The sequence below is a fragment of the Devosia polycyclovorans genome (assembly GCF_042181575.1).
Classification (GTDB): Bacteria; Pseudomonadota; Alphaproteobacteria; order Rhizobiales; family Devosiaceae; genus Devosia; species Devosia polycyclovorans.
Map to the genome: position 1 here is coordinate 315,047 of NZ_CP170082.1, position 26,303 is coordinate 341,349.

Genomic DNA, 26,303 nt, shown 5'->3' on the forward strand with positions numbered 1-26,303 from the left:
TGAAAAACTCTTGCCCGCCATATCGGCCAAGCGGGTCACTAATTCAAGTCTTACCGCGCTTCCTTGCCATCAGCGAGGAGATGACATTGGCGGTATAATCGACCACTGGCACAATGCGCGCATAGTTCAGTCGCGTGGGCCCGATGACGCCGAGCACGCCCACAATCCGGTCATTGGCGTCCTTATAGGGGCTGAGGATCACCGAGGAGCCCGAGAGGGAAAACAGCTTGTTTTCCGAGCCGATAAAGATACGCACGCCCTGGGCGCGTTCGGCATCGCCCAAGAGATCGAGCAACCCGTCCTTGCTTTCCAGCTCGTCGAACAGCTGGCGCATGCGCATCAGTTCGTCGCTGGCCATGGTGTCGTTGATGAGGTTGGCGCGGCCGCGCACGATCACCGTGGGCGCGTTGTTGCCGCCCGGCTCGGCGAGCGTGGCAATCCCCGCATCCACCAGCTTCTGCGTCAGCTCGTCCAGTTCCGCCCGCTGCTCGGCCCGGCGCTCATTGAGCACTTTGCGGGCCTCGGCCAGGGTGCGCCCCACTACATAATTGGCGAGGTAATTGCCGGCCTGCTGCAGCGTGCTGGCGGTATAGCCGGGTGGCAGGTCGAGAATGCGGTTTTCCACCTGGCCATCATCGCCCACCAGGATCGCCATGGCGCGTGTCGGGTCGAGCCGCACGAATTCGATATGCTTCAAGACCATGTCGGCCTTGGCCGCAATAACGACCCCGGCACCCTGGCTGAGGCCCGAGAGCAGGGATGAGGCCTCGGTCAACACATCCTCGACCTGGGCATTACCCGCCGTGCCCTCGATATGGCGGGCAATCTGGCTGCGCTCGGCCTCGTTGACAGCGCCCACCTCAAGCATGGAATCGACAAAGAAGCGCAAGCCTTGCTGGGTCGGCGCGCGGCCCGCCGAGGTGTGCGGCGCGGCGATCAGCCCCAGATCCTCCAGATCCGCCATGACATTGCGGACCGAGGCGGGCGACAGTTCGACCTGCAGCAGGCGCGACAGATCGCGGGATCCCACCGGCATGCCGGTATCGAGATAGCGTTCCACCAGCCGCCGGAAAATGTCCTGGCTGCGGGCATTGAGTACCGAGAGGAAGTCTTCGGCCTGTCTGGTCATGATGGTTTGATTAAACTCGTCGACTTTAACCCTGACCCTTCATTTAGGCCCTTGTTCCCCATCCGCCAAGCGTCGGGCGCTTGTGAGCGGGCCGCTTGAGGGTTAAGACGCGGTTAACTGCAATAGAAACTGGAATCACCATGCGGCCTTCCGGCAGACAGCCAAGCGATATGCGGGCAGTAACCCTTGAGCGCAATGTGGCCATGAAGGCGGAGGGTTCTTGCCTGGTCGCTTTCGGCAATACCAAGGTTTTGTGCACGGCATCGGTCGAAACCAGCGTGCCGGGCTGGCTGCGCGGCAAGGGCCAGGGCTGGGTCACGGCCGAATATGGCATGTTGCCCCGCGCTACCGGCTCGCGCACCCGCCGCGAGGCCACCGCCGGCAAGCAATCGGGCCGCACCCAGGAAATCCAGCGCCTGATCGGCCGCTCCTTGCGCGCCGTGGTGGATCTTGAAGCCCTGGGCGAAGTGCAGATCACCTGCGACTGCGATGTGCTCGAAGCCGATGGCGGCACCCGCACCGCCTCGATCACCGGCGCTTATGTGGCCCTCTGCGATGCGATTGCCTGGATGGATGAGCGCAAGCTGACCAAGGGCAAGGCGCTAATCGACAGTGTCGCCGCGATTTCCTGCGGCATTTATCGCGGCACCCCGGTGCTCGATCTCGACTATCTCGAGGACGTGGAAGCCGAGACCGATGCCAATTTCGTGATGACCGGCGCCGGCAAATTCGTGGAAATCCAGGGCACGGCCGAAGGCGCGCCGTTCTCCCGCGATGAGCTCGACAGCCTGATGTCGCTGGCCGAAAAGGGCATTGGCGAATTGAGCTCCATGCAGAAATCGGTGCTGGGTGCATGATGCCCCGGCTGTCCAAACGCGAGCAGGCGCCGATGCCCAAGGCAGGTGCGATGCCTGAGGGATCAATCAGGACGCCGCGGCCGGACTGCGCGATCTGGAACGATATTGCCCGCGTCCTGGGCACAAAGCCGGAGCAGAGCAAGTGAGCACCATTCCCCGCCTGCGCGCCGGTGACCGGCTCTGCATCGCCACGCACAATGCCGGCAAGCTTCGCGAGTTCCGCGAGCTGTTCGAGCCTTTCGGGCTTGAATTGGTGTCGGCGGGGGAACTGGGGCTGCCCGAGCCGGAGGAAACCGGCACCACCTTTGCTGAAAACGCCCGCACCAAGGCCCATGCTGCAGCCAAAGGCGCCAATATGCTGGCGCTGAGCGACGATTCGGGCCTGTGCGTGGATGCACTCAATGGCGATCCGGGTGTCTACACCGCCGACTGGGCCGGTGTGCCGCGCGATTTCAACCGCGCCATGAAGCGGGTGGAGGATGCGCTGCAGGCCGCGGGCGCCAATACGCCCGGTCAACGGGGCGCCTCGTTCAATGCCACGCTGTGCCTGGCCCATCCCGATGGGCGCGACATGCTCTATGTCGGCAAATGCGAGGGCACGCTGGTCTGGCCGCCGCGCGGCGATCAGGGGCATGGCTATGATCCCATGTTCATGCCCGATGGACACGACATCACATTTGGGGAGATGGCGGCCGAAGCCAAGCACAGTTGGTCGCCGGGCGAACAGGGCCTTAGCCACCGCGCCCGGGCCTTTGCGCAATTCGTGGAGAACCAGATTGACCATGGCTAGCGCCAACGACCTCTTTGGCGTCTATGTCCATTGGCCCTTCTGCGCGGCCAAGTGCCCCTATTGCGACTTCAATAGCCACGTCCATCGCGGGCCCTTCGATGAAGACGCCTTTGTCGAAGGCTATCGACGCGAAATCGCGCATATGGCCTCCCTGTCCTCCGGGCGGCTGGTGCAGTCGATCTTTTTTGGTGGCGGCACCCCATCATTGATGAGCCCCAAGGCCGTTGGCGCGGTTCTCGAGGCTATCGCCGGGGCCTGGCAGATCGACAGCAAGGCGGAGATTACGCTTGAGGCCAATCCGACCAGTGTCGAGGTCGAGCGTTTCAAGGGGTTTCGTGCCGCCGGAATCAACCGCGTCTCCCTGGGCGTGCAATCACTGCGTCCCGGCCCATTGGCTGAACTGGGCCGCCGGCACACTGTCGAAGAAGCCGTGGCGGCCGTGCGGATTGCCCAATCGGTCTTTGAGCGCTCCAGCTTTGATCTGATCTATGCCCGCCCCAAGCAGACGCTTGAGGATTGGGAGGACGAGCTCAAGGAAGCGCTCTGGCTGGCCCGCGGCCATATCAGCCTCTACCAGCTCACCATCGAGCAGGGCACGCGCTATTTCGACCTGCATCAGGCCGGCAAATTGCAGATGCCCAATGAAGACCTGGCCGCCGATTTCTACGAGCTGACGCAGGACTTGACCGCCCAAGCTGGCATGCCGGCCTATGAAATTTCCAACCATGCGGTGCCGGGCCAGGAAAGCCGGCACAACATGCTCTATTGGCGCTATGGCGAATATGCCGGCATTGGCCCGGGCGCCCACGGACGGCTGATGATCAATCATCAGCGCCATGCCACGGCCACCGAGAAGCTGCCTTTTGAATGGCTCAAACTGGTCAACGAGTTCGGCCATGGCATGACAACCGATGACGTGCTGACCTGGGAAGAACAGGGCGATGAGTTCCTCGTCATGGGCCTGCGCCTCAAAGAAGGCATTTCTCCCGCCCGCTTCATGTCGATTTCCGGCCGCGGCATTTCCGAAGCCCAGATTGCCGCGCTCAAGGGCTATGGCTTTGTCGAGACCTTGCCCAATGGCAATATCCGCGTGACCGAAAAGGGTTTTCCGGTGCTTGACGCGGTGGTGGCCGATCTGGCGGCATAGCGCTGACGGGCGTGCCTGAACCGCTGCATGGTCACGCCGGGGCCAGATCGCTTACATCATAGGTCCAGACGCGGAAGGCGGCCAATTGATGCGGCCCGAACGAGGTTAGTAGCGGTACGTCTGCGGCGTCCCGTCCGCGCGCCACCACGATCCGACCGATACGGGGCTTGTTGTTGCGTGGATCAAAGGTGATCCACCGTCCGCCCAGATAGACTTCCATCCAGGCACAGAAGTCATCCGGGGATCCTATCGGCACCCCGATATCGCCCAGATAGCCATTGATGTAGCGGGCCGGGATGTTCATGCAGCGGCATAGGGCAATGGCCAGATGTGCATAGTCCCGACACACCCCGATTTCCTCGCGATAGGCATCGTGCGCGCTGCGGGTGGAACTGGCAGTCTTGTAATTGAACGCCAGCCGGTCATGGACGAAATCGCATATCGCCTGCACCCGCGTCCAGCCCGGCGGCGTCTGCCCGAAAAGGTCCCAGGCGACCTGGCTCAGTTCGTCCGTCTCGCAATAGCGGCTGCCGGCCAAATAGACCAGGCAATCGTCAGGCAGCTCGGGCACCGGGACTTCCTCGGCCGAAAGATCGACCGGGTCGGGCAGGCCATCATCCTCGATGGTGCAGTCGCTCCAAATGGTAAAATCGCCCTCAGGCGCCACGAAGCGGCGGCAGACGTTGCCGAACAGGTCCTCATAGCTGGTCGTATCGACATTCGGAGTAGTGACCAGGCGCTCGGCAACCCGGATGTCGGGCGCCAGCGCCCGCTCGGCAGACATCATCGAGATCATCGGGGTCGGCTGGGGGCACGTGACAGTTATGTCGTAGCCAAGGCGTATCAACATCGCAGCGTCCTGTTCCAAAAAATGTCCGAGCAGGCGCGGCTGGCATCAAGGCGCCGCCGCGATGTCCTGCATGTCCGTTACGTTGACCTGAACGGCCATTCCGGCAAAATCGCTGGCCTTGCCGGTATGTGTGCCCCAAAGCGGAACGGCCTGAACCGGATCGCGGGCAACGCCCACCCGGATCAGATCCCTGTTGCCGATAATGCCGTTGGTCGGATCGAACTCGACCCAGCCGGCGCCGGGCAGGAAGACCTGCGCCCAGGCATGGGTCGCGCCACCCCCCAGATTTTCCGCACCGGCCCGCATGGGCACATAAATATAGCCCGTCACGAAGCGCGCCGCAAAGCCAAGGGCGCGCGCAGCCTCCATCATCAGCAGGGCAAAATCACGACAGGACCCGGATTGGCTGGCCAATGTCTCCGCGGGCGTCTGCGTGCCGCGATCGATCCGCCCTCGATAGGCGAAGTCGGCATGGATGGCGTGGGTCATGCGTTCCAGGATATCGGCCGTGTCGCGCGGGCTGGCGCCATCGACAAACCGACGCGCCCAGGCCATCGTCACGCCCCCGTCATCGGCATACTGCCGGACCCGGAGGGCGGCCAGGTCGGGCAGGATTTCGTCTTCATAGTCGAAAGGCCACTTGGCCGCGCCAGCTTCCCCGCGAAATTCGAGGGGCATATGCCGGGTATGGTCGAGCACGATGCTGGTTTCGAACCGCAATTGGGTCGACATCGTTTCGAACTGGGCCACGGCGACGCAATTGCCGAAAACATCGTGGATCCAGTGCAGATCGCTCGGTTCGGGCAAGACAGACAAGCTCGACTGCAGCAGGCGCTGGTCGTAGCTGTCCCGCGGCCGGAACAGGATGCGATGCGCTCCGAACCCCACCGGCTGATGATAGGTGTAGTGGGTGATATGGCGCACCTTGAGGATGGTCATGCCCGCGCCCGCCCCAATATGGGACGGCACATTTCGGGCCAACACCCGCGGGCGCCCAAGGCAAAGGGGCTGCCCCGGCGCCAATGTGCGCCAGGTTGCGGCCATTCTCTAGATTGCATGATGCGTGTCCAATCGGTGTCGCCGCGCCACCCATGCGGGCGCAACGCGCCAGGGCACCCTATCACGGCAAGCTGGCCGCACCGAACGGATTATCTGAACGTTGCGCGAGGCGCAAAGGCCATCAATAGACTTGAATCAGGCCATTTCCGCTCAGTCTTGCTGTTTCAATCCAGGGACCGTGCCACCATTCCCAGCATGCCGCGCTGCCGCACTGACGCGCGCCACAATTTCTTGCGCGCGTCGGCGGTTTCCAAATGCCGGTACTTGCCACCCGAAAATTTCGGCCAGTCCAGCGCCAGACCGGCACGCACCATCTCCGCGCCGAGATCCCTGCCGTCGGGCAGGAAGCACTCGGCCACAAGCCGGTCATAGGACAGTTCAGGTTTGATGCGCGCCGTCACGGTCTGGCCCTTGCACAACTTGGCCAGCGCCCATTTCGACTGCTTGCCAAATGGATGCTCGAGCTCCGGCGCATCGATTCCGGCAAGCCTGATCCGCACCTTGTTGATAATGATGGTGTCACCATCGACGACCCAGCATGGTCCCCTCAAAACCTGCTCGACGGGCGCTGCGGCACTTTGCGTGGACCGGACGACAACGACCCGCATCTCGCGCGGCAATTCGCACGCCAGCGGCGGCGTTGGCCTCTGAGGCCTCGAAAACAGGCGCAGAATTATGCGAACCAGCCCCACGCGCGTCCCCCCGGCGCCAAGACATCGAAACGGAACCTGGGTTCCATAGGATGAATGTGGAGCAGATTTCGTCTGCGGGAAAGATGGGGCGGCCATCGGGAACGGAGCACAACAAAAAAGCGGGCCAACTGGCCCGCTCTTCAGTCTCAACAGTGCTGTCGCCTTACTTGGGCGCCAGGACCATGACCATTTGCCGGCCTTCCGAGCGGGGCTGGCTTTCCACCTTGGCGACGTCCTCGGTCTGCTCGCGCACCTTGAGCAGGAGCTGCATGCCCAAATCCTGGTGCGCCATTTCGCGGCCACGGAAGCGCATGGTTACCTTGACGCGGTCGCCTTCGCCCAGGAAGCGCTGCACGGCCTTCATCTTGGTCTCGTAGTCATGGGTGTCGATGTTGGGACGCATCTGCACTTCCTTGACCTCGATCACCTTCTGCTTCTTGCGCGCTTCTGCCGCCTTTTTCTGTGCGGCATATTTGTAGCGCCCGAGATCGAGCATCTTGGCCACGGGCGGGTTCGAATTGGCGGCGATCAGGACGAGGTCGAGCCCCTGCTCCTGCGCTTCAGCCATAGCGTCGCGCGTGCGGACGATGCCACGGTTTTCACCTTCTGCATCGATGAGCTGAACGTCGGGGCTAGTGATATCCTCGTTGGCAAGCGGCCCATCTTTCTGGGGCGCAACGGGTCTCATGGGACGGCGAATGGCAAGCGTTCCTTATGCTATTAGTGCCTAGGGGTGATTTCGGCCCTAAAATCGTGGTAGCGGCCCAATAAGTCAACTGGCGCGTCCAAGCAATTTTCAGGCTGTTGCGATGGAGAAGCGTTCCAGCACTCAATTGAGAAAGCGTCCAAAACCAACATGGGTTCCATCCACAGCTTCAGCGTCACGGTCGGCACAGGCGCCGCCTGCCGTGAAATCGCCGTTGAGCAGCGCGCCGGCAATACGCCAGGCCTGTTCTGGCTCAACGGCTTCCGCTCGGTGATGAGCGGGCTCAAGGCGATGAGCCTCGATGCGCTCGGCGCCGAAAAAGGGCTGGAGGTCACCCGGTTCGACTATTCGGGCCATGGCCAGTCTGGCGGCCGGTTCGACGATGGCACGATCAGCCGCTGGCTCGAAGAGGCCGAGGCGGTGCTGGCGACGACCGGCGCCGCGCCGATCGTGTGCGGTTCGTCCATGGGCGGGTGGATCGCCCTGCTGCTGGCCCGGCGGCAATTGGCCAAGGGCACGCCGCTCAAGGGCCTGGTGCTGATCGCGCCGGCTACTGACGCCACCACTCGGATCCTGGCCCGCATGAGCGATGCACAACAACTCCAGCTTGAGACGCTAGGCTATTACGAGCGGGAAAGCGCCTATGGCGACGGCATGTATCGCTATACAAGACGCCTGATTGAGGACGGCGCGCATCACCTGCTGTTCGGCAGCGTGATCGAGACGGGTTGCCCGGTCCATATCCTGCAGGGCGGGCAGGATATGGACGTGCCGCCTGAACATGCCCAGCGGCTGCTCACGCATATCCTCCACGATCCGGTGACCTATACGCTGATCCCGGATGGCGATCATCGCCTCAGCCGCCCCGAGGATCTGGCGCGGCTGCGGGCGGCAGTTTCGGGTGTGCTCTAGGCCCGCGCGGACAATTTAGTCTTCTGCTGGCCTGCGGCATTGAAATTGTCCGGGCTCAGCCAGCGCTCGAATTCGGCACGCAGGGCAGGCCATTCCGTGTCGAGCATGGAGAACCAGGCAGTGTCCCGGCCCTGGCCCTTGACGATCATGTCCTGACGGAAAATGCCCTCGAAACGGAATCCGAAGCGCGTCGCCGCCGCCTTTGAAGGCTCATTGGCATTGTTGCACTTCCATTCAAAGCGTCGATAGCCGAGGTCATCGAAGGCATGGCGGGCAAACAGGAACAGCGCCTCGGTCGCAAGGCGGCTGCGCGCCATGGGCAGGCCCCAATAGACACCCCCAATCTCGATCGAACCATGCTCGAGACGAATACGCATCCAGGCCTGCTGGCCAACGGCCTTGCCACTGGCCTGGTCGATAACGGCCACATAGCGGTCCTGCCCGGCATTGACCTGATCTATCCAGGCCTCGGCAGCAGCCTGGCTTTCGGGCGCCTCGGAAAAGAGCCAGCGGAAACGTTCTGCGCCGCCGGGCATATTGGCCACCGCGAACAGATCGGCGGCGTGGCGCCGGTCCAGCGGTTCGAGCCGCGCATAATGCCCGTCCAGTACAATGCGGGCCGGGGCAGCCTGGGCGGGTCTTGGTATCATTGTTCGCTTTCCAGAAGCTGGGCCAGACCCATGCGATAGTTCGGATAGAGCATTTCGATGCCCAGCGCCTGCTTGATAGCCCGGTTGGAGACGCGCTTGTTGTCGCGATAAAAGCTGCGCTGCATCGGCGTCATTTCGGCCGTTTCGATGGGCAGGTCCGACGGCACATCCATGCCGATCATCTGCGCGGCGTAAGCGATGACGTCCTGGGGCGGCGCCGGTTCGTCATCGGCAAGATTGAAAGTGCCCCCGAGCCGCCGCTCGGCCGCCAGCGCCGTCACGCGGGCAATGTCGGCGACATGGATGCGATTGAATACCTGCCCCGGCTTGATCACCCGACGGGCGGTTCCGGCCCGCAGCTTGTCAAAGGTCGAGCGGCCTGGCCCATAGATACCGGCCAGCCGCAAAATGCAGAGCGGCACGCCGCGCTCGGCGGCATAGTCGCGCCAAGCCTGTTCGGCCAGAACGCGCCGGTCCGAGCGCATATTGCGCGGCACCAGGGGCGCTGTTTCGTCGATCCAGTCACCCTCGAAATCGCCATAGACCCCGACCGTCGAATAATAGCACAGCCACTGCAATTGGCTGGCCGCATCGAGATCGGCCCGGTGGTGACGCAGAACCGGATCGCCATGTTCATCTGGCGCAATGGACAGGATGACATGGCTGGTCGTGGCCAGCGCATCCCCTACAGCCGGGCCGGGCGCCGTGCCGTCAAAAAGCACGGCGTCAATATCGCCGGAGCGCAATTGCGCGGCCTTTTCAGCCGAGCGCACGGTGCCGCCAATGGGCGTGAAACCACCCTGGCGCATGGCCCGCGTCGCGTTGATGGAGGAGAATCCCAACCCAAAGAAAAATGCTCGCATCAGACCACCCCGTCCCATTCCGTGCGGACATCGCTATCGCTTTCCTGCGCCAGCCTGTCCAGCCGCAAGCTTTCTGCCCGCTCCGCATCGAGCCGCCGCAAGGCCCAAATCGCTGCGCCACGCACCAGAGGCGATGGATCGCCCAGCCTGGCCTCCACCAAGGGCAGCAGGCCCAGATCGTCCGAATTGCCGATGCAGATCAGCGCATTGCGCAGGAAGCGTGCGTGTCCGATGCGTTTGACAGGCGAACCGGCAAACAGCACCCGGAACCCGGTGTCGTCCAATTGCACCAGTTCGGCCAGCGCCGGTCGCTCGAATTCGGGCCGGCTGCGCAATTTTGCCTCGCGGCTGATGCTGGCGAATTTGTTCCAGGGACAAACGGCCAGGCAGTCGTCGCAGCCATAGATGCGGTTACCCATGGGCCTGCGGAATTCGCGTGGAATGGGGCCCTTGTGCTCCACCGAGTAGTAGGCAAGGCACTTGCGTGCATCGAGGCGGAACGGGGCGGGAAAGGCATTGGTGGGGCAGATATCGAGGCATCTGGTGCATGAGCCGCAGCTTTCCGCATGTGGCTGGTCTGTCGGCAGCTCCATATCGGTCAGGATTGCGCCCAAGAACAACCAGGAGCCGAAAGTACGGCTGACCAGAACGGAATGCTTGCCCTGCCACCCCAGGCCCGCCGCTTCGGCGAGCGGCTTTTCCATCAGCGGCGCGGTATCGACAAACACCTTCACATCAGCACCGGCCCGGCGGGCCAGCAACCCAGCCAGTTCCTTCAGGCGCCCCTTGATGATGTCGTGATAATCGCGGTTGCGGGCATAGGCCGAGATATTGCCGACGCTTTTGTCCTTGAGCAGGTCCATCGGATCGATCTCGGGGCCGTAGTTGACACCGAGCAGGATCACCGAGCGCGCCTGATCCCACAGCCGCCGTGGATCACCGCGCCGCTCCTCGGTCTCGGCCATCCAATCCATATCGGCATGCCAGCCCTGGGCGAGTGCGGTATGGAGCTTTTCAGGCAGGTCGGGCCGGGCGTCAGCGCTGGCAATGCCGAAGGCGTCAAAGCCCAGCGCCTGGGCGCGGGTCTTGAGTTCGGTGACGAGCATTTCGGTGCCGGCTTGGGCCATGCCGCCAGATAGGACTAAAAGTCCAGGTCCGCATAGCCCCTGGAAGGCGGCATGGCGACCACGCGGTCGTTGAGCAGGGTGCGGAAAGCCGGGCGCGACTTGATGCGCGAATACCAGTCGCGCGTTTCGGGCGGCACCTTGGCCCAGTCGATATCGCCCATATAGTCGAGCGTGGAGAAATGCGCGGCGAGGGCAAAGTCGGCCAGGCTCATCTCCGCGCCAGCCACCCATTTGCGGCTCGCCAGCAGCCAGTTGAAATAGAGCAGGTGTTCGCCCAGATTGGCCTTGGCGGCGCGCAACACGCTCGGCTCGGGCGTCGCGCCACGGATATCGCGCTTGGCGATCTTCTCCTCGACCAGATAGCGCGTCACCTCGTCATTGAGCTTGACCAGCACCCATTCCACCAGCCGCCACATTTCGGCTCGCTCCAGCGGACCGGCCGGAAACAGACCACCCACCGCTTCGGGGGTGTAGAAGTCCTCGACGGCATGGATCGTAGCGAGAATTCCGATAACCGGGTGATCGTTCTCGGTGAACAGGATTGGCAGGGTGGCCGCCGGGTTGATGGCGAGCAGCGCTTCTTCGCGCAGCCAGGGCTTGGTCTCCTCCAGATCCAGCGGCACCCCATATTCGGCACACATCAGCCGGATGAGGCGAGAGGCTGGATCGAGAGGATAGTGCACAAGACTGGGCATGAACAAAGCTCTGAAGTGGTTGCGTAGCAGCTTGGCGTGTCCCCCGCTTGGCGCCTTGAGCGAACACGGCTAAGAGACTGGGCCAAAAGCAGCCCTGGGAACGAGTTAGGGGATCAAATGAACGCCGATCAAGGTCTTTTTGTGCCCCTTATCCTCGGAATCCTGGAAGGGCTCACAGAATTCCTTCCTGTCAGTTCCACCGGGCACCTGCTTCTGGCGGACCATTTCTTCGGTCTGAGCCAGCCGAAGACTTTCATCGTGCTGATCCAGCTCGGCGCCATCCTGGCGGTGATCACGGTCTATTTTGCCAAATTGGGCGTCTTGATCCGCGATGCGCTGACCGGCAAGGCCTATGCCTGGCAGTTCGCCCTTGCCGTCGTGCTGGCGGGCTTGCCGGCCGTGGTCGCCGGCGTGCTGCTGCGCGATTTCATCCAGGGCGATTTGTGGGAATCGGCCATGCTGATCTGCATCACGCTGTTGATTGGCGGCATTGTCCTGCTCGTTGTCGACCGGCTCAAGCTTGAGCCGAAATACGACGATATCTACCGTTTCCCCTGGCATCTGGCGCTGATCATCGGCCTGTTCCAGATGCTGAGCCTGGTGCCGGGCGTGTCGCGCTCCGGCTCCACCGTGGTGGGCGGCATGCTGTTCGGTGCCAGCAAGCGAGCGGCGGCCGAATTCACCTTCTTCATGGCGCTGCCGATCATGGTGGGTGCCTTTGGCTATGATCTCTACAAGAGCCGCGATCTGATCGACTCCAGTATCGCGCTCAACGTGGCCATCGGTTTTGCAGCGGCCTTCGTGGCAGGCGCAATGGTGGTGCGCTATCTCTTGAATTTCGTCAGCCGCTACGGCTTTGCGCCATTCGCCTGGTGGCGCATCGTGGTGGGCGGCGCCGGTCTGATCGCTCTCTTGGCTTTCGGCCATTGACCTGCACTATGGCCCGGGCAAACCGGGCCTTTATCTGCGTACTGCCTGCAGGGGAGAACGTCAGGTCCCCGGTTCCCGTCCCGAATAGGTGGAGGGGAAAGTGAAGAAGTGGTTGGGGATCTCGACGCCCTTCTGCACGTCATAGAGCGAGAAGGTCAGCTCGGAACCATTTGGCTCGACCAAGGTCCACTGCGCCAAGTCCTTGGTTTCAGTGTCGAAGATCAGCGAGACCTGCACGGTTCCGGCGACAGTATCATCAATGACGGTGATCGAGAGATAGCCATCGGTATTGGTGACGTCGATGACATTGGCGTTGAGCAGATTGATCTGGTCACCCAGGAACTGACGCAGCGGAATGGAGTCCTGCGGATAGGCGTAGTAGGTCTCCTCGCGCCGGTCCACGACATAGAACCCACGCCCGATCGAGACAATCTCCTCGCGGCTGGGCGGGGCATAGCGGAATGCCACCTTGTTGGGCCGCTCGATGAAGAAGGTGCCTTCCTGGCGCCCGCCATTGGTGTCGATCTGCAAGAATCGCCCCACCATGGTGCGGATGGCCGAGTTATGCGCATTGATTTCGTTGATCAATTGCTGTTCTTCGGCACTGAGCGCGCGGCTCTGGGCCAATGCCGGCAAAGCGGGCAAGAGGGCGGCGGCAAGGCCGAGCATGAGAGCGGTGCGGCGAATCATCGGCGGGATTTCCTCGCTGGGTCTTTGGGTGAGCCTAACCTAGGCAGCAATTGCGGCAACAGGTGGAAAGTTCCGCAAGGGTTGATTCACTGGGTATCGGTCCCTCCGAGGCACCGCTCCATCCTGCCGCATGGTCGCTCGATCACATTGTTGAAACGCCAATCACTTTTGCGGAACGGAGCAGGGGCCGGTCCATTGCTTTGGTTACCGAGCAATTAGGCCCGGCCAATCGCAGGAGACCTGCCATGCAGGACCAAGACAAGAACCGCAACAATCAGGATTTCAACAACGAACAGAACCGCCAGGGACAGCGCGGTGGCCAGCAGAGTGGCCAGAATCAGCAGGGCCAGCAGGGCGGCCAACAGAATAGTCCGGACGACATGAATCGCGACGACGACCTGAACCGGCAGGGCGGCCGCGGCGGCCAGCAATCGGGTCAAAACCAGCAAGGCCAGCAGGGCGGCGAATTCAGCAAGGACCAGTCTGATTCAAGCACCAATAAACAGAACCGCTAATTGCGGTCAGCATCTTGTCAGGCGGCGGATACTCCGACGCCTGCATACGGAGGACGGAACTTTGGATGAGTCGAAGCTAGATCTGAACGATCTGATGCCCCTTTGGCAGCGAGAATTCGCGAATGGCATCGACCATACCGTAGTCGCAGGCCTCAGACGGCGCGATATGAATCTCGCTGTGCCTGCGGGAGGCAAGTACCGCGGCGGGGATTCGGCTCCGCTCACGCAGGATATTATCCGTTCGATCATCGTCTGCCAGTGCCGCGTCAAGCGTTGACTGCAGGCGTCGCGCGCTCATCCCGTCGGAATGCCCCATGGTGGTCGGATGGATCATGAACATGGAATGGACGGAGCAATAGCGTTCTTCTGCAGCAAGAAATACCGACACCGCAATCGAGCCCACTGAGCCTGTGTTGTATATTGCCAGCCGCAATGGCAACGCCCGGATATGATTGTAGAGATAGACGCCATCAGCGACGTAGCCGCCATTTGAACTGAACGCCAAATGGACGGTTTCCACGCCTTCATTGACCGCAGAGTTCAGGGCCGCCGCCAAGCGCCCTACCCCGCCGGGTTCAATTGGGCCGGTAAAGCCGAAATAGGCAATGATGTCGGACTGTCCCATGAGTGCCTTCCTGTTCGGCACTAAACGGGCAACAACCAATATCGATCCTGCCCGCCGCGTCGTCAGTATCCGTCGGCATTGTCGCCTACCAGTATCTCACGCTTGCCGGCATGGTTGGCAGGGCTGATGACCCCTTCATTTTCCATGCGCTCGATGAGCGTCGCCGCCTTGTTGTAGCCGATGGCGAGGCGCCGCTGAATATAGGAGGTCGAGGCCTTCTTGTCGGTCATCACGATATGAACGGCCTTGTCGTAGAGCTCGTCGCCTGAGCCGGCATAGCTCTCATCGCTCGAGGCGCCGCCTTCGCCATAGCCGCCCTCGTCCTCCTCGGTGATATTGTCGAGATAGTCCGGTGTGCCCTGGCTCTTGAGGTGGGCAACCACGCTCTCGACTTCGGCGTCCGAGACAAAGGCGCCGTGCAGGCGCTTGGTGCGGCCACCAGAGGCCATGTAGAGCATATCGCCATTGCCGAGGAGCTGTTCGGCACCCTGCTCGCCCAGGATGGTGCGAGAGTCGATCTTGGACGTCACCATGAAGGAAATACGGGTGGGGAAGTTGGCTTTGATGGTGCCGGTGATGACGTCCACCGACGGACGCTGGGTGGCCGTGACCATGTGGATGCCGGCGGCGCGGGCCATCTGCGCCAGACGCTGGATAGCGCCTTCGATGTCCTTGCCCGCGACCATCATCAGGTCGGCCATTTCGTCGACGATGATGACGATATAGGGCAATGGCTCGAGATCGAACTCTTCGCTTTCGAAGATCGCCTCGCCGGTCTCGCGATCAAAACCGGTCTGCACCGTCCGGGTGATGGTCTTGCCTTCCTTGGCCGCCTCGGTCACGCGCTGGTTGAAACCATCGATGTTGCGCACACCGATCTTGCTCATCTTGCGGTAGCGATCTTCCATTTCGCGCACCGCCCATTTGAGCGCCACGACCGCCTTGCTGGGATCGGTGACCACCGGGGTCAAGAGGTGCGGAATGCCGTCATAGATCGAGAGTTCGAGCATTTTCGGGTCGATCATGATCATGCGGCACTGCTCGGGTGTCATCTGGTAGAGCAGGGAGAGAATGAAGGTGTTGATACCCACCGACTTGCCCGAGCCGGTGGTACCGGCGATGAGCAGGTGGGGCATGCGCGCCAGATCGGCAATGACGGGTTCGCCGCCAATGGTCTTGCCCAGGCAGATGGGCAGCTTGCCCTTCATCTTCTCGAAATCGGACGAGGCCAGCATTTCCCGGAAGAAGACCGTTTCGCGACTCTGGTTTGGCAGCTCGATACCGATGGCGTTGCGGCCAGGCACTACGGCGACGCGGGCCGAAATGGCGCTCATGGAACGGGCGATATCGTCGGCCAGCGAGATGACGCGGCTCGACTTGATGCCGGGGGCCGGTTCAAGCTCGAACAGGGTCACGACCGGGCCGGGGCGGACATTGATGATGTCGCCCTTGACCCCGAAATCGGCCAGCACAGCCTCAAGCTGACGGGCCATTTCCTCGAGCCGCTCGGGGGCATGCTCGGGCATCGGGCCGCCGCGCTTGGGTTCGGCGAGCAAGCTCAGTTCGGGCAGCTCAAAGCCATGCGGCTCATCGAGCAGGGAGCCCTGGGCCTCGCGGAAGACACGCTGCCCAGGGGCCGGGCGCGGCGCCGGCGCTGTGACGCGTGGCGCCGCCGGATCGGCCGGATGAAAGCGCGAATCGCCGCGCTGCGTCCGGGCCGGCATGGGCGCGTCGGGCACGAAGGGGATATCATCGTCTTCCGGCTCATCGGGATAGTCGATGGCGGTGTCGTCATATTCGGGCTGCGCCATGATCCGCGCGGACGGCTCAAAGCTGGGTTCCTCGTGCTGAACGGGGAGATGAATGCGCCGCTGCGGCGCCGCGACGTCAGGTTCACGGCCGACATGCACCTCGGGCGCCGTCATGGACGGCTCGACATCATGCGCAAACTCTTCGCTCTGCTCATGCGCGCGGCGCGCAGCATGCTCGGCCTTGGCGCGGCGGAAGGCGGTGCGCAGCGAATAGCCCATGTGAACGACGGCACCCATGGCCACTTCGACGACCGGATTGGGTTCGCGCTCATCCTCTTCGGCGGCCCGGCGGGCGGCAGAACCCTTGGATGGCTTGGCCGGAATGGACGTGCCCAGGCCCATGGCGATCCAGAACAGGGCCAGAGCGGGCGCACTCAGAATAATGGCGAACAGGGTCGAGGTGAGCGGTTGCGGGTCGCCACCGGCAATCATGCCCGCCAGACTGGTGAACAGCATGCCGGCAAGTCCACCCAACCCGGTAGGCAAAGGCCAGGTTTCAGGCATGGCTACAAATGCAAAGACTCCGGCGAACAGCAGGACTGCTCCGACCCAGGCGCCGAGACGCAGTCCAGCGCGCGTCACTACATGGCGGCGTGCCATGGCCCAGCCCCAAAGCGCCAGGGGGACCACCATGACGAGACCTGCCAGGCCGAGAAACTGGAACACCAGATCAGCAATGACGGCGCCGGGAAAGCCGAGCCAATTGGCGGGCGCCTTGGCAGTGGCCAGCGACAAGGATGGATCGTCGACAGACCAGGACGCCAGCGCGGCCAGCAATATTGCACAAACCCCCAGTACCAGCAGCCCGGCGACCCGCAAGGGAATGCGGATGGCAATGGCCGGCGGCGGCATCGGTGCCTTGGCCGAACGACCCGGATTGCGGGCTGCGCGGGCAGGCAGGCTGCGGACTTCATCGAGGGTCGGAATAGGATGGCTGGGCATGAAACGCATTACTCACTGTCGGCCCGCAAACCATCGAAGTGGGCCGTAATGACGTCATGCTATCCGGGTGTGGTTAATCGCGTGCTAACCATCGCCCATCGGGCAAAGGGAAGGGCGGCACCGCAGCGCCGCCCGTCAGAATTGGATTAGTTGTAGGCGCGCTCGCCGTGGGTCGAGAGGTCGAGACCATCGCGTTCGGCCTGCTCGGAGACCTTGGCGCCGCCGAACAGAGCCTTGACGATCAGCATGGCGATCAGCGCGACAACGCCCGACCACACCACGGCAACAATGACGCTGGTGAGCTGGACCATGAACTGCCCGCCCATGTCGTAGCCATCGAGCGGATAGCCGCCAAAGGAGGGATTGGCGACGATGGCCGTGCCCAGCGCGCCGACAATGCCGCCAACGCCGTGAATGCCGAAAACGTCGAGGCTGTCGTCATATTTGAGCATGGGCTTCAAATTCACCACGGCCCAGAGACAGACGACGCCGGCGACTGCACCGAGCACAATGGCACCACCGACGCCGGAGAAGCCGGCCGCCGGGGTAATGGCGACAAGACCCGCCACAGCGCCGGAAACGGCGCCAAGGGCCGAGGCGTGACCGCGCGTGATACGTTCGCCCAGGGCCCAGGCCAGGGCACCGGCGGCAGGCGCGAGGACGGTGTTGATCAGGGCCACAGCGGTCAAGGCATTGGCTTCCAGGTTCGAACCGGCATTAAAGCCGAACCAGCCGAACCAGAGCAGACCCGTGCCGATATAGGTCAAGACCAGATTGTGCGGCGGAATGGGCTCTTTGAGGTAGCCTTTGCGGGCGCCGAGCATCAGAGCCGCCACAAGGGCGGCCACACCGGAATTAATATGGACCACCGTGCCGCCGGCAAAGTCATAGGCGCCCATGTTGAACAACAGACCGGGGCCGGACCAGACCATGTGGGCCATGGGCACATAGGAGAAGGTGAACCAGATGGCGAGGAACGCCATCAGCGCACCGAATTTCATGCGCTCGGCAATGCCGCCCACGATCAGGGTCGAGGTGATACAGGCGAAGGTGAGCTGGAACGCCACAAAGACCATTTCGGGCAGTTCATAGCCGGCGGTAAATGTCTCGGCGGTGGATTCGAGCGTCACGCCGGAGAGGAAGAATTTGGAGAAGTCGCCGAAGAAGGCCGAGAGCCCGCCTTCAGTGGGGCCAGCAAAGGCCAGTGAATAGCCATAGGCCACCCAGAGAATCGAAATCAGCGAGAAGCCGAGGAAGACCTGGGTCAGGACGCTCAGGATATTCTTGGCGCGCACTAGGCCGCCATAGAAAAGGGCCAGACCCGGTATGGTCATGACGATGACGACCATGGTCGAGACCAGCATCCAGGCAACGTCACCCTTGTCGACAACAGCGGCCGCAGCCTCGGTCACGGCTTCAGCGGCGGGTGCGGCGGTCTCCTGAGCCAGGGCGGGCAGCGCCGCCAGGAAGGAGGCCAGGGTTGCGCCTCCCAGAACTTTGGACAATTGCATTTGGTCTTGTCTCCGAATGTGGGAAGCGAGTTAGAGCGCAGAGGCGCCGGTTTCGCCGGTGCGGATGCGGGTCACAGCGAGGAGGTCGAGCACGAAGATCTTGCCATCGCCAATGCGCCCGGTCTGGGCCGCCTCGCGGATGGTGGTGGCGATCTGGTCCGCCTGATCGTCATCGACGGCGATTTCGAGCTTGAGCTTGGGCAGGAAGTGCACGGCATATTCTGTGCCGCGATAAATCTCGGAATGGCCCTTCTGGCGCCCATAGCCCTTGACTTCGGTAACGGTCATGCCATGGACCTCGAGCGAGGATAGCGCCTGGCGCACCTCTTCGAGGCGGGACGGCTTGATGATGGCAACCACCAGTTTCATGTGACCCCCTTTGGCGCCACTTTGGGCGCATGCTGGAACGTCACAGAAGACTCAAACGCCGTGCCAACCGAACCGGCGCCATTTTAGTGTTTATTTAGAAGGGTTTGCGAATATCGCGCGCAAACAGGCACGAAAATGGGCAGGTCAATGCCTAATTTCCGTGCAAAAGATTCCTGCAATGCTCGTTTTCCAGGCATCTTGCCAGGGGTGTGCAGTCCGCGCGTTTTGCGAGTGGGAAGCCTCTGTGGCGGGCCAAGAGGGGCGCGGGCTGCACGCCGCTGGCAAGCGGGGATGGCCGGACACATGGCCCGACCATCCGGAGTATGAGTTACTTGAACTCGGGATAGGCTTCGACGCCGACCTCGGCCTTGTCGAGACCCAGATCTTCGTCCTCGGCGGTCGGGCGCAGGCCCATGATCGACTTGAGGATGAACCAGACCACGAAGCTCACCACGAAGACGAAGATGCCAACGATGATGATCGAGATCAGCTGACCACCCAGGGTCGCATCGGGGTTGGTGAAGACCACGGCGATGGTGCCCCAGATACCGGCCAGAAGGTGAACCGGAATGGCGCCGACAACGTCGTCGACCTTGAGCCGGTCGAGCAACGGCACGGAGAACACCACAATCAGGCCGCCGACGGCACCGATCAGGGTGGCCGTGCCCAGACCCGGCGTCAGCGGTTCGGCGGTGACAGCGACCAGCCCGGCCAGAGCGCCGTTGAGCACGAAGGTCAGGTCGACCTTCTTGTAGATGATGGCGGTCGCGATCAGGGCGGCAAGCGCACCGCCGACGGCACCAGCATTGGTGTTGGCCATGATACGGCCGACATCGGCCACGTCACCCACCGAGCCCATGGCGAGCTGCGAGGCACCGTTAAAGCCATACCAGCCCATCCACAGGATGAACACGCCGAGCGTTGCCAGGGGCATGGAGGAGCCGGGCATGGCGTTGACCGAACCATCGGCATTGTACTTGCCGCGACGCGCGCCAAGCAGGATGACACCGGCGAGAGCGGCCCAGCCACCAACGGAGTGCACGACGGTCGAACCGGCGAAGTCGAGGAAGCCGAACTGGCTGTCGAGGAAACCGCCACCCCACTTCCAGGACGCCTGGATCGGGTAGATCAGCGCGGTCAGCACCACGGTGAAAATCAGGAAGGGCAGCAGCTTGATGCGCTCGGCCAGCGTACCCGAAACGATCGAGGCGGTGGTGGCGCAGAACATCACCTGGAAGAAGAAGTCCGAGCTGGTGGCTGCATAGGAGAAGTCATCGGCGCCGTCAGCAGTGATGCCCACGGCTTCGAGAATGGCGATACCGAAGGCACCGAGATAGCCACCGGTCTCATCCGACCCCATGGCCCAGTTACCCAGCGGATACATCAGGTTGTAGCCGATGAGGTAGTACATCAGGCACGCCACGGCGAAGAGCGAGACGTTCTTCAAGAGCTGCATGGAGACGTTCTTGGTGCGGACCATGCCCGCTTCGACCATGGCAAAGCCTGCGGCCATCCAGAACACCAGAATGCCGCCCAGGATCATCAGGAACGAATTGAGGATAAATACCACATCTGCCGAGACGCCTTCGCTCAGCGTTGCGGCGGCTTCTTCAGCGGGGGCTGCGTCCTGGCCCAGGGCCGGGAGCGACAGCAGCAGCGAGGCCAGCGCCACGCCACCTGCGATCTTTAGGGGAGTCTTGAACCCTGTCATTGTCTTTTTTCTCCTGAAATCGGTGGCGTCAAAGCGCAGAAGCGCCGGTTTCACCGGTGCGGATGCGGGTAACGGCGAGCAGATCGAGTATGAAGATCTTGCCATCGCCGATGCGACCGGTCTGGGCGGCGTCACGGATGGCCGCACTCACCGCGTCGGCAATGCCGTCATCAACGGCGATCTCGACCTTGAGCTTGGGCAGGAAGTGCACGGCATATTCGGTGCCACGATAAATTTCGGAATGACCCTTTTGCCGGCCATAGCCCTTCACCTCGGTCACGGTCATGCCGTGGACATCGAGTGAGTTGAGCGCCTGCCGCACCTCCTCGAGCCGCGATGGTTTGATGATTGCAACCACCAGTTTCATGCTTGCCCCTTTCTGCCTTGGGTGTTCGATGCCCAACAGGACTCAAGAGCCGTGCCAAACTGGCTTGGACCTGTCTTTTTTCTTTTTGCTCAATGGTTTAATTCCCACCCTCCGCGCCAGCCAGCTTTGTGGCGACATCGAGGCAGCAGCATATTGCTCAATATTTGTGCGCTAGATGTTGGCAAACTCTAGAATGCTCATTTTTTGACCAACCATCCCGCGGCAATGATGCGCTTGCCTCTCAAGCAGTCAGGGCGGACAATGAGCGGCAAGGAGATCAGCATGTCCCAATCCAGTCCCGAGCGGCATGACGTCATTATTGTCGGTGGCGGTCCTGTGGGCCTGACCATGGCCCTGGCCCTGGTCCGATCCGCGCCCGGCGTTCAGGTGGCGCTGGTCGACCGGCGACCGCTGGAAGTGCCACGGGACAACCGGGCTTCGGCCATCGCCGCCGGTGTGCGCAGGGTGTTCGAAGCGCTGGGCGTCTGGACAGTGATGGAAAGCCGGTCCCAGGCCATAGCGAGCATGCATATTACCGATTCGGGCACCGGCGATCTGGCGCGGCCGCTGTTCCTTCGGTTCGATGGCGATGTGGCTCCGGGCGAAGCCTTTGCCCATATGGTGCCCAATCAGGCCAGCAGCGCAGCGCTGCTCAGCGCGGTGGCAGACGATATCACCGTAATCGCTCCTGCCGAGATAGCCGACTGGAGCGCGGACGGCCCATTGGGGCGGCTGACCCTGGCTGATGGCCGGGTGATTACAGCACCGCTGATCATTGCCGCTGATGGCGCGCAATCGCGCCTGCGCCAGCGTGCCGGCATCGAGACTATGGGTTACGACTACGGCCAGGTGGGCCTGGTGGCGACGATTGCCCATGAACTGGCGCATGATGGCGTGGCCTATGAGCACTTCCGGCCTGCGGGGCCTTTTGCCAGCCTGCCCCTGATTGGCAATCGCTCGTCTCTGGTCTGGACCGAGACCGCACAGGACGCGCCGCGCTTCCTGGCGATGACACCAGACGAATTGGCGGTGGCGATCGAAGCGGTGATGGGCTCGACGCTGGGCCGGGTCAGCCTCGAGGACAAGCTGATGGGCTTTCCGCTGCGCCTGCAGCTGGCCAAGAGCTTCATTGGCCCTCGTCTGGCACTGATCGGCGATGCGGCTCATGTGGTGCATCCGATTGCCGGCCAAGGGCTCAATTTGGGTCTCAAGGACGTCGCTGCGCTGGCGGAAGTGATCGTTGAAAGCCTGCGTCTGGGCCTCGACCACGGATCGGCCGACGTGCTGGAGCGCTATCAGAGCTGGCGCCGGCTCGACACGGCCTCGATGGCCGTGGTCACCGACGGGATGAACCGGCTTTTTTCCAATGACATTGCCCCGGTTCGGGCCCTGCGCGATTTCGGCCTGGGGCTGGTCGACCGTGCCGGGCCGGTCAAATCAGCGCTCATCCGCGCCGCCTCCGGCATCGGCGGCAGCGCACCAAAACTGCTCAGTGGACTGCCCATCTGACGCTGAGAATAGCCCAACCAATGTGCGCGTGGATAAATGGGCTACCTGGAGTGGCGCTGAATTTCCTCGGGTTCGACGTTGCGGGCCTCTTCAAGACTCAAGAGCGGCACGCCCTTGCGGATGGGAAAGGCCAGCCGGGCGGCAACCGAGATCAATTCGGACTTGTCGTCCGATAGGATCAGCCGCGTCTTGGTGAGCGGGCAGACCAGCATTTCGAGCGTATGGGGGTCCAGAATGTGGCGCGGGTCCGCCGGTTGGCCGCCCATCAGTTGAGCGGCGCAGCGCCGTCCGAGCCGCCGCGCGCCATTTCATATTCGGTCATGGCGATCAGCGTTTCGGCACGCTCTTCCAAGGTTTGCGCTTCGAGCAGCACCTGCTTTTCGGCGGCGCCATAGGGTGAAACCATGCAGCAGAAATTGACCAAATCCGCCGTGCCGGTCGATTCGATCTCTTCCCAATTCAGCTCGAAATTGGCGAACTCGGCATAGTCACGCATCATCTTGACGAAACGGGCCCGATCGACAGCCTCTTCGCCGTGGTTGCGGGCAAAATCGGCTTCATAGCCTTCGGCCGAAATGACGCATTGCCGATAGGGCGTGAGCACGGTGAGTTCGTGCAGCAGGCGGAAGCGGGTGACCCCTTCGAGGATGATGAAATAGCGCCCGTCGCCGCTTTCTTCGAAATGCGTGAGGCGCCCCAGGCAGCCAACAGATTGCAGCGGCGCGCGTCCCTTGGGGCTCTCCTCAGTGGTGTCTTCGGGCTGAATCAGTCCGATCAGCCGGTCCCCGCGCAGGGCCGCATCCACCATTTCAATATAGCGCGGCTCGAACACATTGAGCGGGCGATGCGAAAAGGGCAGCAGCAGGGCGCCGCTGAGCGGAAACACCGGCACCGATTTGGGCAGTTCAGCTGGGCTGGCGGGTCGCTTGGGCATTCATCGTCCTATCAGGAGAAGAGCACGGCCGAGAGCATGCGCCGCCCCCTGAGCGTGGCCGGGTCCTTGGGGCCCCAGGCTTCGAACAGTTCGAGCAGTTTCTTGCGGGCCGCTTCTTCATTCCAGGAGCGGTCGCGCTTGAAGCTGGCAACCAGGGCCTCAGCGGCTTCCAGTCGCTTGCCTTCGGCATTGAGGACAACGGCCAGATCAAGCCGGGACTGATGATCGTCCGGATTGGCCGCGATGGCGGCTTCCAGCGTCGCGGCTTCCGACAGGCCGGCCGCTTCCTGCTTGAGGCGAATGGCGTGCATGTGGGCGGTATAGGCGTCACCGCTGCGCTTATCCTCGGGCACCAGGTCGAGCGTGGCCTTGGCCTGGTCGATCTCGCCGGCGCTGATATAGATGCCGGCGAGGCCAATAAGGGCGTCTGCATTGTCCGGGGCGTGCTGCAGCACCATGCCGTAGATCTGCGCGGCCTGCCCCAGGTCACCAGCGGCCAGCGCAGCCTTGGCGGCCTCATTGGCCTGGGCGATCTGGGCCTCAAGTGAATCGCCATCGCTGGACTGCGATCCTCCGCCCCCAGCGGCGGCGGCGGCAATCAGCTTTTCGGCAAAGCGGCGCACTTCGCCCTCTGGCATGGCGCCCATGAAGCCATCGACCGGGCGGCCGCCGGCAAAGGCGAAAACGGCCGGAATGGACTGCACACCCAGCTGGCCCGCGATCTGGGGATGCTCGTCGATATTGATCTTGACCAGTCTGATCTGCCCCGCCTTTTCGGTGACAACCTTTTCAATGGCCGGGCCAAGCTGACGGCAGGGGCCGCACCAGGGGGCCCAGAAATCCACCAGCACTGGCACGTCGCGGGAGGCATCGATGACGTCGGCCTTGAAGCCGGCATCGGAGCCTTCGCGGATGAGATCGGCGGGAACCGGGGCGGCGCCAGGGGCACCATCAAAGGACAAGGTCATGTTTTCCACTCTTGAGCTGGCAGGAAACGCAGCGTTTGCGGCCTTTTTGCGCCCGCAGACCCCGCGCTGGCAACCCCCGATTCCCACAGCCTTTCGCGAAGATGACAGAAACACGAAAAACCGGGTTGCATTCGGGTCGGCGATTGGGCATATAGCGCCCGTCGCCGCACTTACAAGTGCCGGAGACGACGGAGCGCGGGTGTAGCTCAGGGGTAGAGCATAACCTTGCCAAGGTTAGGGTCGTGGGTTCGAATCCCATCGCCCGCTCCAATTTCCCGATTGCCGGGACACGACAAAAGGCCGGACGCAAGTCCGGCCTTTGTTGTTTTGGGGCTGGCTGGATTGGGCCTGCACAGGTGATCCGTCAGAGGCGACAGGCGCGACACCCGGCATTTGAGCCTTGTGCGGCTCCACCGGAGCCACCCATCCGCGTCGCGGATAAAATCTCTCCACCGGGGAAATCTGCGCTTCGGACATGGCTCGAAGCCGCCCGGCCCTTCGGCTTGCGGTTGCACGGTAACGAACGGCCAGTGGCCCGGAAAGATGAACGTTCAAGGGCAAGAGCCACTGGCCGTTCGTCACGGAAACACGGATTTTCCACGGGTCCGGATTCAGGCGGTACCGTTCTTGCAGGTCCGGCTGCCGAGCTTCTACCCGCGTAAAGAGGCGCCCCTCTTCCCGGCCTCCCCGCCCGACCCTGCGTCGGGGCCGCGTGTGTGACGGGGATGGGGGGAGTATGGGGGAGAATTTTGGGGCGGGGATAAAGTTTTTGTCGCGCCGGTCCTATTCACTCAGATCTTCACGCTCGCGCTTGCCCCGAGCGCGTCTTTCCTTTGGACACCCCCACCCAGCCTTCCCCTCCTTCAGGGAGGCGGGATGGAGGTACTCTGACGACACAATTAGATGATTGAACAGCGGACTCCCGCTATGTGCACACTCAGTTGACTATATCGCCCAAATGTTATATACCCAGTTTGCTATATAACTGGATGTGCCATGATATCGTTTGATCAGTCATTCGCTGCGCTGGCCGACCCCACCCGGCGGGCAATTGTCGAGCGCCTGGCCGAAGGGGAGGCAACTGTACAGGAAATCGCTCGTCCGTTTTCCATTAGTCAACCTGCCATCAGCCGACATTTGAAGGTGCTGGAAGATGCGGGACTGATCGAGACGCGGGTTGAAGGCAGTGCCCGACCGCGTCGCCTGAAGCCGGAGGCGATGGGCATGCTTTGGAATTGGCTCGGACAATATCGCGCGCTCTGGGAGGCGCAGTTCCATAAGCTCGACGCGGTGCTCGAGGAACTTTCCAACGAGGAGCAACCGGTGCCGCACGACCCCAGGGAGGTTCATCATGAATAAGACTGGCAGCATCGAACCGTTGCAGATCATCCACGAAGGTGACACGGACATCATCGTCCGACGCAGTTTCAATCATCCGCCCGAACGTGTCTGGCGAGCCATGACAGACCCGAAGCTGATCCCCAGATGGATGGCTTCCGTGGATACGATGACACGATGCGACATGGACCTGAGACCTAGCGGCAGTTTCCGCTACGAATGGGGCGACGCATTCTACTTCTCTGGCCCGATCCTGGCTGTAGAGGAGCCCCATCACATGATGCATGTGGAGCACTTCAACGGTGATACGGGGTCCGGAACCACTGTTATTACCGACCTGGCTGCGCGCGGCACTGGGACCCGCATGACCATCGTGATGCGCTATTCCAATGCCGAGGCCCGGGCCGCAGCAATTGATATCGGTATGACGGATGGCTTTGATGAAGTCTATGACAGGCTCGAAGCGCTGCTAGCCGAAACTTCGCACGCCACTATCGCTGGCTAGGCCGCCACAGGCCAAGCGAACGCCTCTCGACACTCTACAATTCCACCAAGTGTAGCGGCTCGTTCCGCCACGCTCGCCCCAACACGCGCATATCAAGCCAA

Annotated in this window: 28 protein-coding genes and 1 tRNA gene; 10 read left to right on the top strand and 19 right to left on the bottom strand. The window is 62.3% G+C overall.

The features are described 5' to 3' along the window. Positions 1-43 precede the first annotated feature (43 nt). Positions 44-1,129, bottom strand: coding sequence for a heat-inducible transcriptional repressor HrcA (gene hrcA, locus ACE4RL_RS01565; protein ID WP_375598795.1), 1,086 nt, complete (start codon positions 1,127-1,129; stop codon positions 44-46). Positions 1,130-1,269: 140 nt separating this feature from the next. Here hrcA and rph point away from each other — a divergent pair, with 140 nt between their 5' ends. The 3 genes from rph to hemW all read left to right on the top strand — a co-directional run bounded on the left by rph (position 1,270) and on the right by hemW (position 3,923). Then, a complete protein-coding gene (gene rph / locus ACE4RL_RS01570) occupies positions 1,270-1,986 on the top strand; it encodes a ribonuclease PH (RefSeq protein WP_375598796.1) in 717 nt (238 codons plus the stop codon). 142 nt (positions 1,987-2,128) lie between these two features. Then, positions 2,129-2,776, top strand: coding sequence for an RdgB/HAM1 family non-canonical purine NTP pyrophosphatase (gene rdgB, locus ACE4RL_RS01575; protein ID WP_375598797.1), 648 nt, complete (start codon positions 2,129-2,131; stop codon positions 2,774-2,776). After that, positions 2,769-3,923 carry a radical SAM family heme chaperone HemW gene (gene hemW / locus ACE4RL_RS01580; protein ID WP_375600211.1) on the top strand — a complete coding sequence of 385 codons (1,155 nt, stop codon included), beginning with the start codon at positions 2,769-2,771 and terminating at the stop codon, positions 3,921-3,923. The genes rdgB and hemW overlap by 8 nt, the downstream gene beginning before the upstream one ends. Positions 3,924-3,954: 31 nt before the next feature. On the opposite strand, the gene ACE4RL_RS01585 is transcribed toward hemW, so the two are convergent. From ACE4RL_RS01585 to infC, 4 genes are all read right to left on the bottom strand, one after another. Next, the gene (locus ACE4RL_RS01585; RefSeq protein WP_375598798.1) at positions 3,955-4,773 is read right to left on the bottom strand and encodes a transglutaminase family protein; all 819 of its coding nucleotides are present in this window, start codon (positions 4,771-4,773) and stop codon (positions 3,955-3,957) included. A gap of 45 nt (positions 4,774-4,818) precedes the next feature. Further along, positions 4,819-5,712: a transglutaminase N-terminal domain-containing protein gene (locus ACE4RL_RS01590; RefSeq protein WP_375598799.1), complete on the bottom strand. Its 894-nt coding sequence runs from the start codon at positions 5,710-5,712 to the stop codon at positions 4,819-4,821. A 284-nt stretch (positions 5,713-5,996) separates the two neighbouring features. Further along, on the bottom strand, positions 5,997-6,440 hold the full coding sequence (locus tag ACE4RL_RS01595; protein ID WP_375598800.1) for a thermonuclease family protein: 444 nt from the start codon (positions 6,438-6,440) through the stop codon (positions 5,997-5,999). A 247-nt stretch (positions 6,441-6,687) separates the two neighbouring features. Next, on the bottom strand, positions 6,688-7,224 hold the full coding sequence (infC, locus tag ACE4RL_RS01600) for a translation initiation factor IF-3 (protein ID WP_375600212.1): 537 nt from the start codon (positions 7,222-7,224) through the stop codon (positions 6,688-6,690). 156 nt (positions 7,225-7,380) lie between these two features. Here infC and ACE4RL_RS01605 point away from each other — a divergent pair, with 156 nt between their 5' ends. Next, positions 7,381-8,142, top strand: coding sequence for an alpha/beta hydrolase (locus ACE4RL_RS01605; protein ID WP_375598801.1), 762 nt, complete (start codon positions 7,381-7,383; stop codon positions 8,140-8,142). Here the strand turns inward: ACE4RL_RS01605 and ACE4RL_RS01610 are convergent. Genes ACE4RL_RS01610 through ACE4RL_RS01625 form a run of 4 tightly spaced genes read right to left on the bottom strand, consistent with a single transcriptional unit; the run spans position 8,139 to position 11,477 of the window. Continuing rightward, the gene (locus ACE4RL_RS01610; protein WP_375598802.1) at positions 8,139-8,792 is read right to left on the bottom strand and encodes a GNAT family N-acetyltransferase; all 654 of its coding nucleotides are present in this window, start codon (positions 8,790-8,792) and stop codon (positions 8,139-8,141) included. The two genes, ACE4RL_RS01605 and ACE4RL_RS01610, sit on opposite strands and share 4 nt — an antisense overlap. Then, positions 8,789-9,655, bottom strand: coding sequence for an SDR family oxidoreductase (locus ACE4RL_RS01615; RefSeq protein WP_375598803.1), 867 nt, complete (start codon positions 9,653-9,655; stop codon positions 8,789-8,791). Before ACE4RL_RS01615 ends, ACE4RL_RS01610 begins: the two co-directional genes overlap by 4 nt. Next, positions 9,655-10,782 carry a tRNA epoxyqueuosine(34) reductase QueG gene (gene queG / locus ACE4RL_RS01620; RefSeq protein ID WP_375598804.1) on the bottom strand — a complete coding sequence of 376 codons (1,128 nt, stop codon included), beginning with the start codon at positions 10,780-10,782 and terminating at the stop codon, positions 9,655-9,657. The genes ACE4RL_RS01615 and queG overlap by 1 nt, the downstream gene beginning before the upstream one ends. A 14-nt stretch (positions 10,783-10,796) precedes the next feature. Beyond that, positions 10,797-11,477: a glutathione S-transferase family protein gene (locus ACE4RL_RS01625; protein WP_375598805.1), complete on the bottom strand. Its 681-nt coding sequence runs from the start codon at positions 11,475-11,477 to the stop codon at positions 10,797-10,799. Positions 11,478-11,594: 117 nt separating this feature from the next. Here ACE4RL_RS01625 and ACE4RL_RS01630 point away from each other — a divergent pair, with 117 nt between their 5' ends. Next, positions 11,595-12,407, top strand: coding sequence for an undecaprenyl-diphosphate phosphatase (locus ACE4RL_RS01630; protein ID WP_375598806.1), 813 nt, complete (start codon positions 11,595-11,597; stop codon positions 12,405-12,407). A gap of 60 nt (positions 12,408-12,467) precedes the next feature. On the opposite strand, the gene ACE4RL_RS01635 is transcribed toward ACE4RL_RS01630, so the two are convergent. Further along, the gene (locus ACE4RL_RS01635) at positions 12,468-13,097 is read right to left on the bottom strand and encodes an outer membrane lipoprotein carrier protein LolA (protein ID WP_375598807.1); all 630 of its coding nucleotides are present in this window, start codon (positions 13,095-13,097) and stop codon (positions 12,468-12,470) included. A gap of 245 nt (positions 13,098-13,342) precedes the next feature. Here ACE4RL_RS01635 and ACE4RL_RS01640 point away from each other — a divergent pair, with 245 nt between their 5' ends. Next, on the top strand, positions 13,343-13,612 hold the full coding sequence (locus tag ACE4RL_RS01640; RefSeq protein ID WP_375598808.1) for a hypothetical protein: 270 nt from the start codon (positions 13,343-13,345) through the stop codon (positions 13,610-13,612). Positions 13,613-13,688: 76 nt separating this feature from the next. Here ACE4RL_RS01640 and ACE4RL_RS01645 read toward each other — a convergent pair whose 3' ends face one another. The 6 genes from ACE4RL_RS01645 to ACE4RL_RS01670 form a co-directional block, all read right to left on the bottom strand. Then, positions 13,689-14,237, bottom strand: a complete 549-nt coding sequence (locus ACE4RL_RS01645) for an ATP-dependent Clp protease proteolytic subunit (RefSeq protein ID WP_375598809.1) — start codon at positions 14,235-14,237, stop codon at positions 13,689-13,691. 62 nt (positions 14,238-14,299) lie between these two features. Beyond that, on the bottom strand, positions 14,300-16,900 hold the full coding sequence (locus ACE4RL_RS01650; protein ID WP_375600213.1) for a DNA translocase FtsK: 2,601 nt from the start codon (positions 16,898-16,900) through the stop codon (positions 14,300-14,302). A 236-nt stretch (positions 16,901-17,136) separates the two neighbouring features. Beyond that, the gene (locus ACE4RL_RS01655; protein WP_375598810.1) at positions 17,137-18,501 is read right to left on the bottom strand and encodes an ammonium transporter; all 1,365 of its coding nucleotides are present in this window, start codon (positions 18,499-18,501) and stop codon (positions 17,137-17,139) included. Positions 18,502-18,531: 30 nt separating this feature from the next. Further along, positions 18,532-18,870 (bottom strand): P-II family nitrogen regulator, encoded by a 339-nt coding sequence (locus tag ACE4RL_RS01660; RefSeq protein ID WP_375598811.1) that lies wholly within the window; start codon positions 18,868-18,870, stop codon positions 18,532-18,534. A gap of 328 nt (positions 18,871-19,198) precedes the next feature. Next, complete coding sequence (locus tag ACE4RL_RS01665) at positions 19,199-20,581, bottom strand: ammonium transporter (protein ID WP_375598812.1); 1,383 nt, start codon at positions 20,579-20,581, stop codon at positions 19,199-19,201. Between the two features lie 28 nt (positions 20,582-20,609). Continuing rightward, entirely contained in the window at positions 20,610-20,948 is a 339-nt protein-coding gene (locus ACE4RL_RS01670) for a P-II family nitrogen regulator (protein WP_104892533.1), read from the bottom strand. 282 nt (positions 20,949-21,230) lie between these two features. Between ACE4RL_RS01670 and ACE4RL_RS01675 the strand changes: the two genes are divergently transcribed. Beyond that, positions 21,231-22,457, top strand: a complete 1,227-nt coding sequence (locus ACE4RL_RS01675) for an FAD-dependent monooxygenase (RefSeq protein ID WP_375598813.1) — start codon at positions 21,231-21,233, stop codon at positions 22,455-22,457. Positions 22,458-22,498: 41 nt separating this feature from the next. Here the strand turns inward: ACE4RL_RS01675 and ACE4RL_RS01680 are convergent, their stop codons facing one another. From ACE4RL_RS01680 to ACE4RL_RS01690, 3 genes are read right to left on the bottom strand one after another with little or no spacing between them, the layout of a single operon-like run. After that, complete coding sequence (locus ACE4RL_RS01680) at positions 22,499-22,723, bottom strand: Trm112 family protein (protein ID WP_375598814.1); 225 nt, start codon at positions 22,721-22,723, stop codon at positions 22,499-22,501. Beyond that, positions 22,723-23,391 (bottom strand): LON peptidase substrate-binding domain-containing protein, encoded by a 669-nt coding sequence (locus ACE4RL_RS01685; RefSeq protein ID WP_375598815.1) that lies wholly within the window; start codon positions 23,389-23,391, stop codon positions 22,723-22,725. The genes ACE4RL_RS01680 and ACE4RL_RS01685 overlap by 1 nt, the downstream gene beginning before the upstream one ends. Positions 23,392-23,402: 11 nt before the next feature. Further along, positions 23,403-24,359, bottom strand: coding sequence for a tetratricopeptide repeat protein (locus ACE4RL_RS01690; RefSeq protein ID WP_375598816.1), 957 nt, complete (start codon positions 24,357-24,359; stop codon positions 23,403-23,405). A 195-nt stretch (positions 24,360-24,554) separates the two neighbouring features. Here ACE4RL_RS01690 and ACE4RL_RS01695 point away from each other — a divergent pair. The 3 genes from ACE4RL_RS01695 to ACE4RL_RS01705 all read left to right on the top strand — a co-directional run bounded on the left by ACE4RL_RS01695 (position 24,555) and on the right by ACE4RL_RS01705 (position 26,202). Next, a tRNA-Gly gene (locus tag ACE4RL_RS01695) sits at positions 24,555-24,629 on the top strand. Positions 24,630-25,355: 726 nt separating this feature from the next. After that, entirely contained in the window at positions 25,356-25,718 is a 363-nt protein-coding gene (locus tag ACE4RL_RS01700; protein ID WP_375598817.1) for an ArsR/SmtB family transcription factor, read from the top strand. Next, positions 25,711-26,202, top strand: coding sequence for an SRPBCC domain-containing protein (locus ACE4RL_RS01705; RefSeq protein WP_375598818.1), 492 nt, complete (start codon positions 25,711-25,713; stop codon positions 26,200-26,202). The genes ACE4RL_RS01700 and ACE4RL_RS01705 overlap by 8 nt, the downstream gene beginning before the upstream one ends. Positions 26,203-26,303: the final 101 nt, after the last annotated feature.

What these genes read in the sequence shown, in the direction of transcription:
- hrcA (WP_375598795.1), bottom strand. Translation starts at nt 1,129, where the DNA reads ATGACCAGACAGGCCGAAGACTTCCTCTCGGTACTCAATGCCCGCAGC.
- ACE4RL_RS01680 (WP_375598814.1), bottom strand. Translation starts at nt 22,723, where the DNA reads ATGGGCGGCCAACCGGCGGACCCGCGCCACATTCTGGACCCCCATACG.
- ACE4RL_RS01700 (WP_375598817.1), top strand. Translation starts at nt 25,356, where the DNA reads ATGATATCGTTTGATCAGTCATTCGCTGCGCTGGCCGACCCCACCCGG.
- ACE4RL_RS01675 (WP_375598813.1), top strand. Translation starts at nt 21,231, where the DNA reads ATGTCCCAATCCAGTCCCGAGCGGCATGACGTCATTATTGTCGGTGGC.
- ACE4RL_RS01655 (WP_375598810.1), bottom strand. Translation starts at nt 18,501, where the DNA reads ATGCAATTGTCCAAAGTTCTGGGAGGCGCAACCCTGGCCTCCTTCCTG.
- ACE4RL_RS01690 (WP_375598816.1), bottom strand. Translation starts at nt 24,359, where the DNA reads ATGACCTTGTCCTTTGATGGTGCCCCTGGCGCCGCCCCGGTTCCCGCC.
- ACE4RL_RS01660 (WP_375598811.1), bottom strand. Translation starts at nt 18,870, where the DNA reads ATGAAACTGGTGGTTGCCATCATCAAGCCGTCCCGCCTCGAAGAGGTG.
- ACE4RL_RS01595 (WP_375598800.1), bottom strand. Translation starts at nt 6,440, where the DNA reads ATGCGGGTCGTTGTCGTCCGGTCCACGCAAAGTGCCGCAGCGCCCGTC.
- ACE4RL_RS01635 (WP_375598807.1), bottom strand. Translation starts at nt 13,097, where the DNA reads ATGATTCGCCGCACCGCTCTCATGCTCGGCCTTGCCGCCGCCCTCTTG.
- ACE4RL_RS01665 (WP_375598812.1), bottom strand. Translation starts at nt 20,581, where the DNA reads ATGACAGGGTTCAAGACTCCCCTAAAGATCGCAGGTGGCGTGGCGCTG.
- ACE4RL_RS01585 (WP_375598798.1), bottom strand. Translation starts at nt 4,773, where the DNA reads ATGTTGATACGCCTTGGCTACGACATAACTGTCACGTGCCCCCAGCCG.
- rph (WP_375598796.1), top strand. Translation starts at nt 1,270, where the DNA reads ATGCGGCCTTCCGGCAGACAGCCAAGCGATATGCGGGCAGTAACCCTT.
- ACE4RL_RS01705 (WP_375598818.1), top strand. Translation starts at nt 25,711, where the DNA reads ATGAATAAGACTGGCAGCATCGAACCGTTGCAGATCATCCACGAAGGT.
- ACE4RL_RS01610 (WP_375598802.1), bottom strand. Translation starts at nt 8,792, where the DNA reads ATGATACCAAGACCCGCCCAGGCTGCCCCGGCCCGCATTGTACTGGAC.
- ACE4RL_RS01640 (WP_375598808.1), top strand. Translation starts at nt 13,343, where the DNA reads ATGCAGGACCAAGACAAGAACCGCAACAATCAGGATTTCAACAACGAA.
- ACE4RL_RS01605 (WP_375598801.1), top strand. Translation starts at nt 7,381, where the DNA reads ATGGGTTCCATCCACAGCTTCAGCGTCACGGTCGGCACAGGCGCCGCC.
- ACE4RL_RS01615 (WP_375598803.1), bottom strand. Translation starts at nt 9,655, where the DNA reads ATGCGAGCATTTTTCTTTGGGTTGGGATTCTCCTCCATCAACGCGACG.
- ACE4RL_RS01630 (WP_375598806.1), top strand. Translation starts at nt 11,595, where the DNA reads ATGAACGCCGATCAAGGTCTTTTTGTGCCCCTTATCCTCGGAATCCTG.
- queG (WP_375598804.1), bottom strand. Translation starts at nt 10,782, where the DNA reads ATGGCCCAAGCCGGCACCGAAATGCTCGTCACCGAACTCAAGACCCGC.
- ACE4RL_RS01590 (WP_375598799.1), bottom strand. Translation starts at nt 5,712, where the DNA reads ATGACCATCCTCAAGGTGCGCCATATCACCCACTACACCTATCATCAG.
- ACE4RL_RS01650 (WP_375600213.1), bottom strand. Translation starts at nt 16,900, where the DNA reads ATGCCGCCGCCGGCCATTGCCATCCGCATTCCCTTGCGGGTCGCCGGG.
- ACE4RL_RS01645 (WP_375598809.1), bottom strand. Translation starts at nt 14,237, where the DNA reads ATGGGACAGTCCGACATCATTGCCTATTTCGGCTTTACCGGCCCAATT.
- ACE4RL_RS01625 (WP_375598805.1), bottom strand. Translation starts at nt 11,477, where the DNA reads ATGCCCAGTCTTGTGCACTATCCTCTCGATCCAGCCTCTCGCCTCATC.
- ACE4RL_RS01670 (WP_104892533.1), bottom strand. Translation starts at nt 20,948, where the DNA reads ATGAAACTGGTGGTTGCAATCATCAAACCATCGCGGCTCGAGGAGGTG.
- ACE4RL_RS01685 (WP_375598815.1), bottom strand. Translation starts at nt 23,391, where the DNA reads ATGCCCAAGCGACCCGCCAGCCCAGCTGAACTGCCCAAATCGGTGCCG.
- hemW (WP_375600211.1), top strand. Translation starts at nt 2,769, where the DNA reads ATGGCTAGCGCCAACGACCTCTTTGGCGTCTATGTCCATTGGCCCTTC.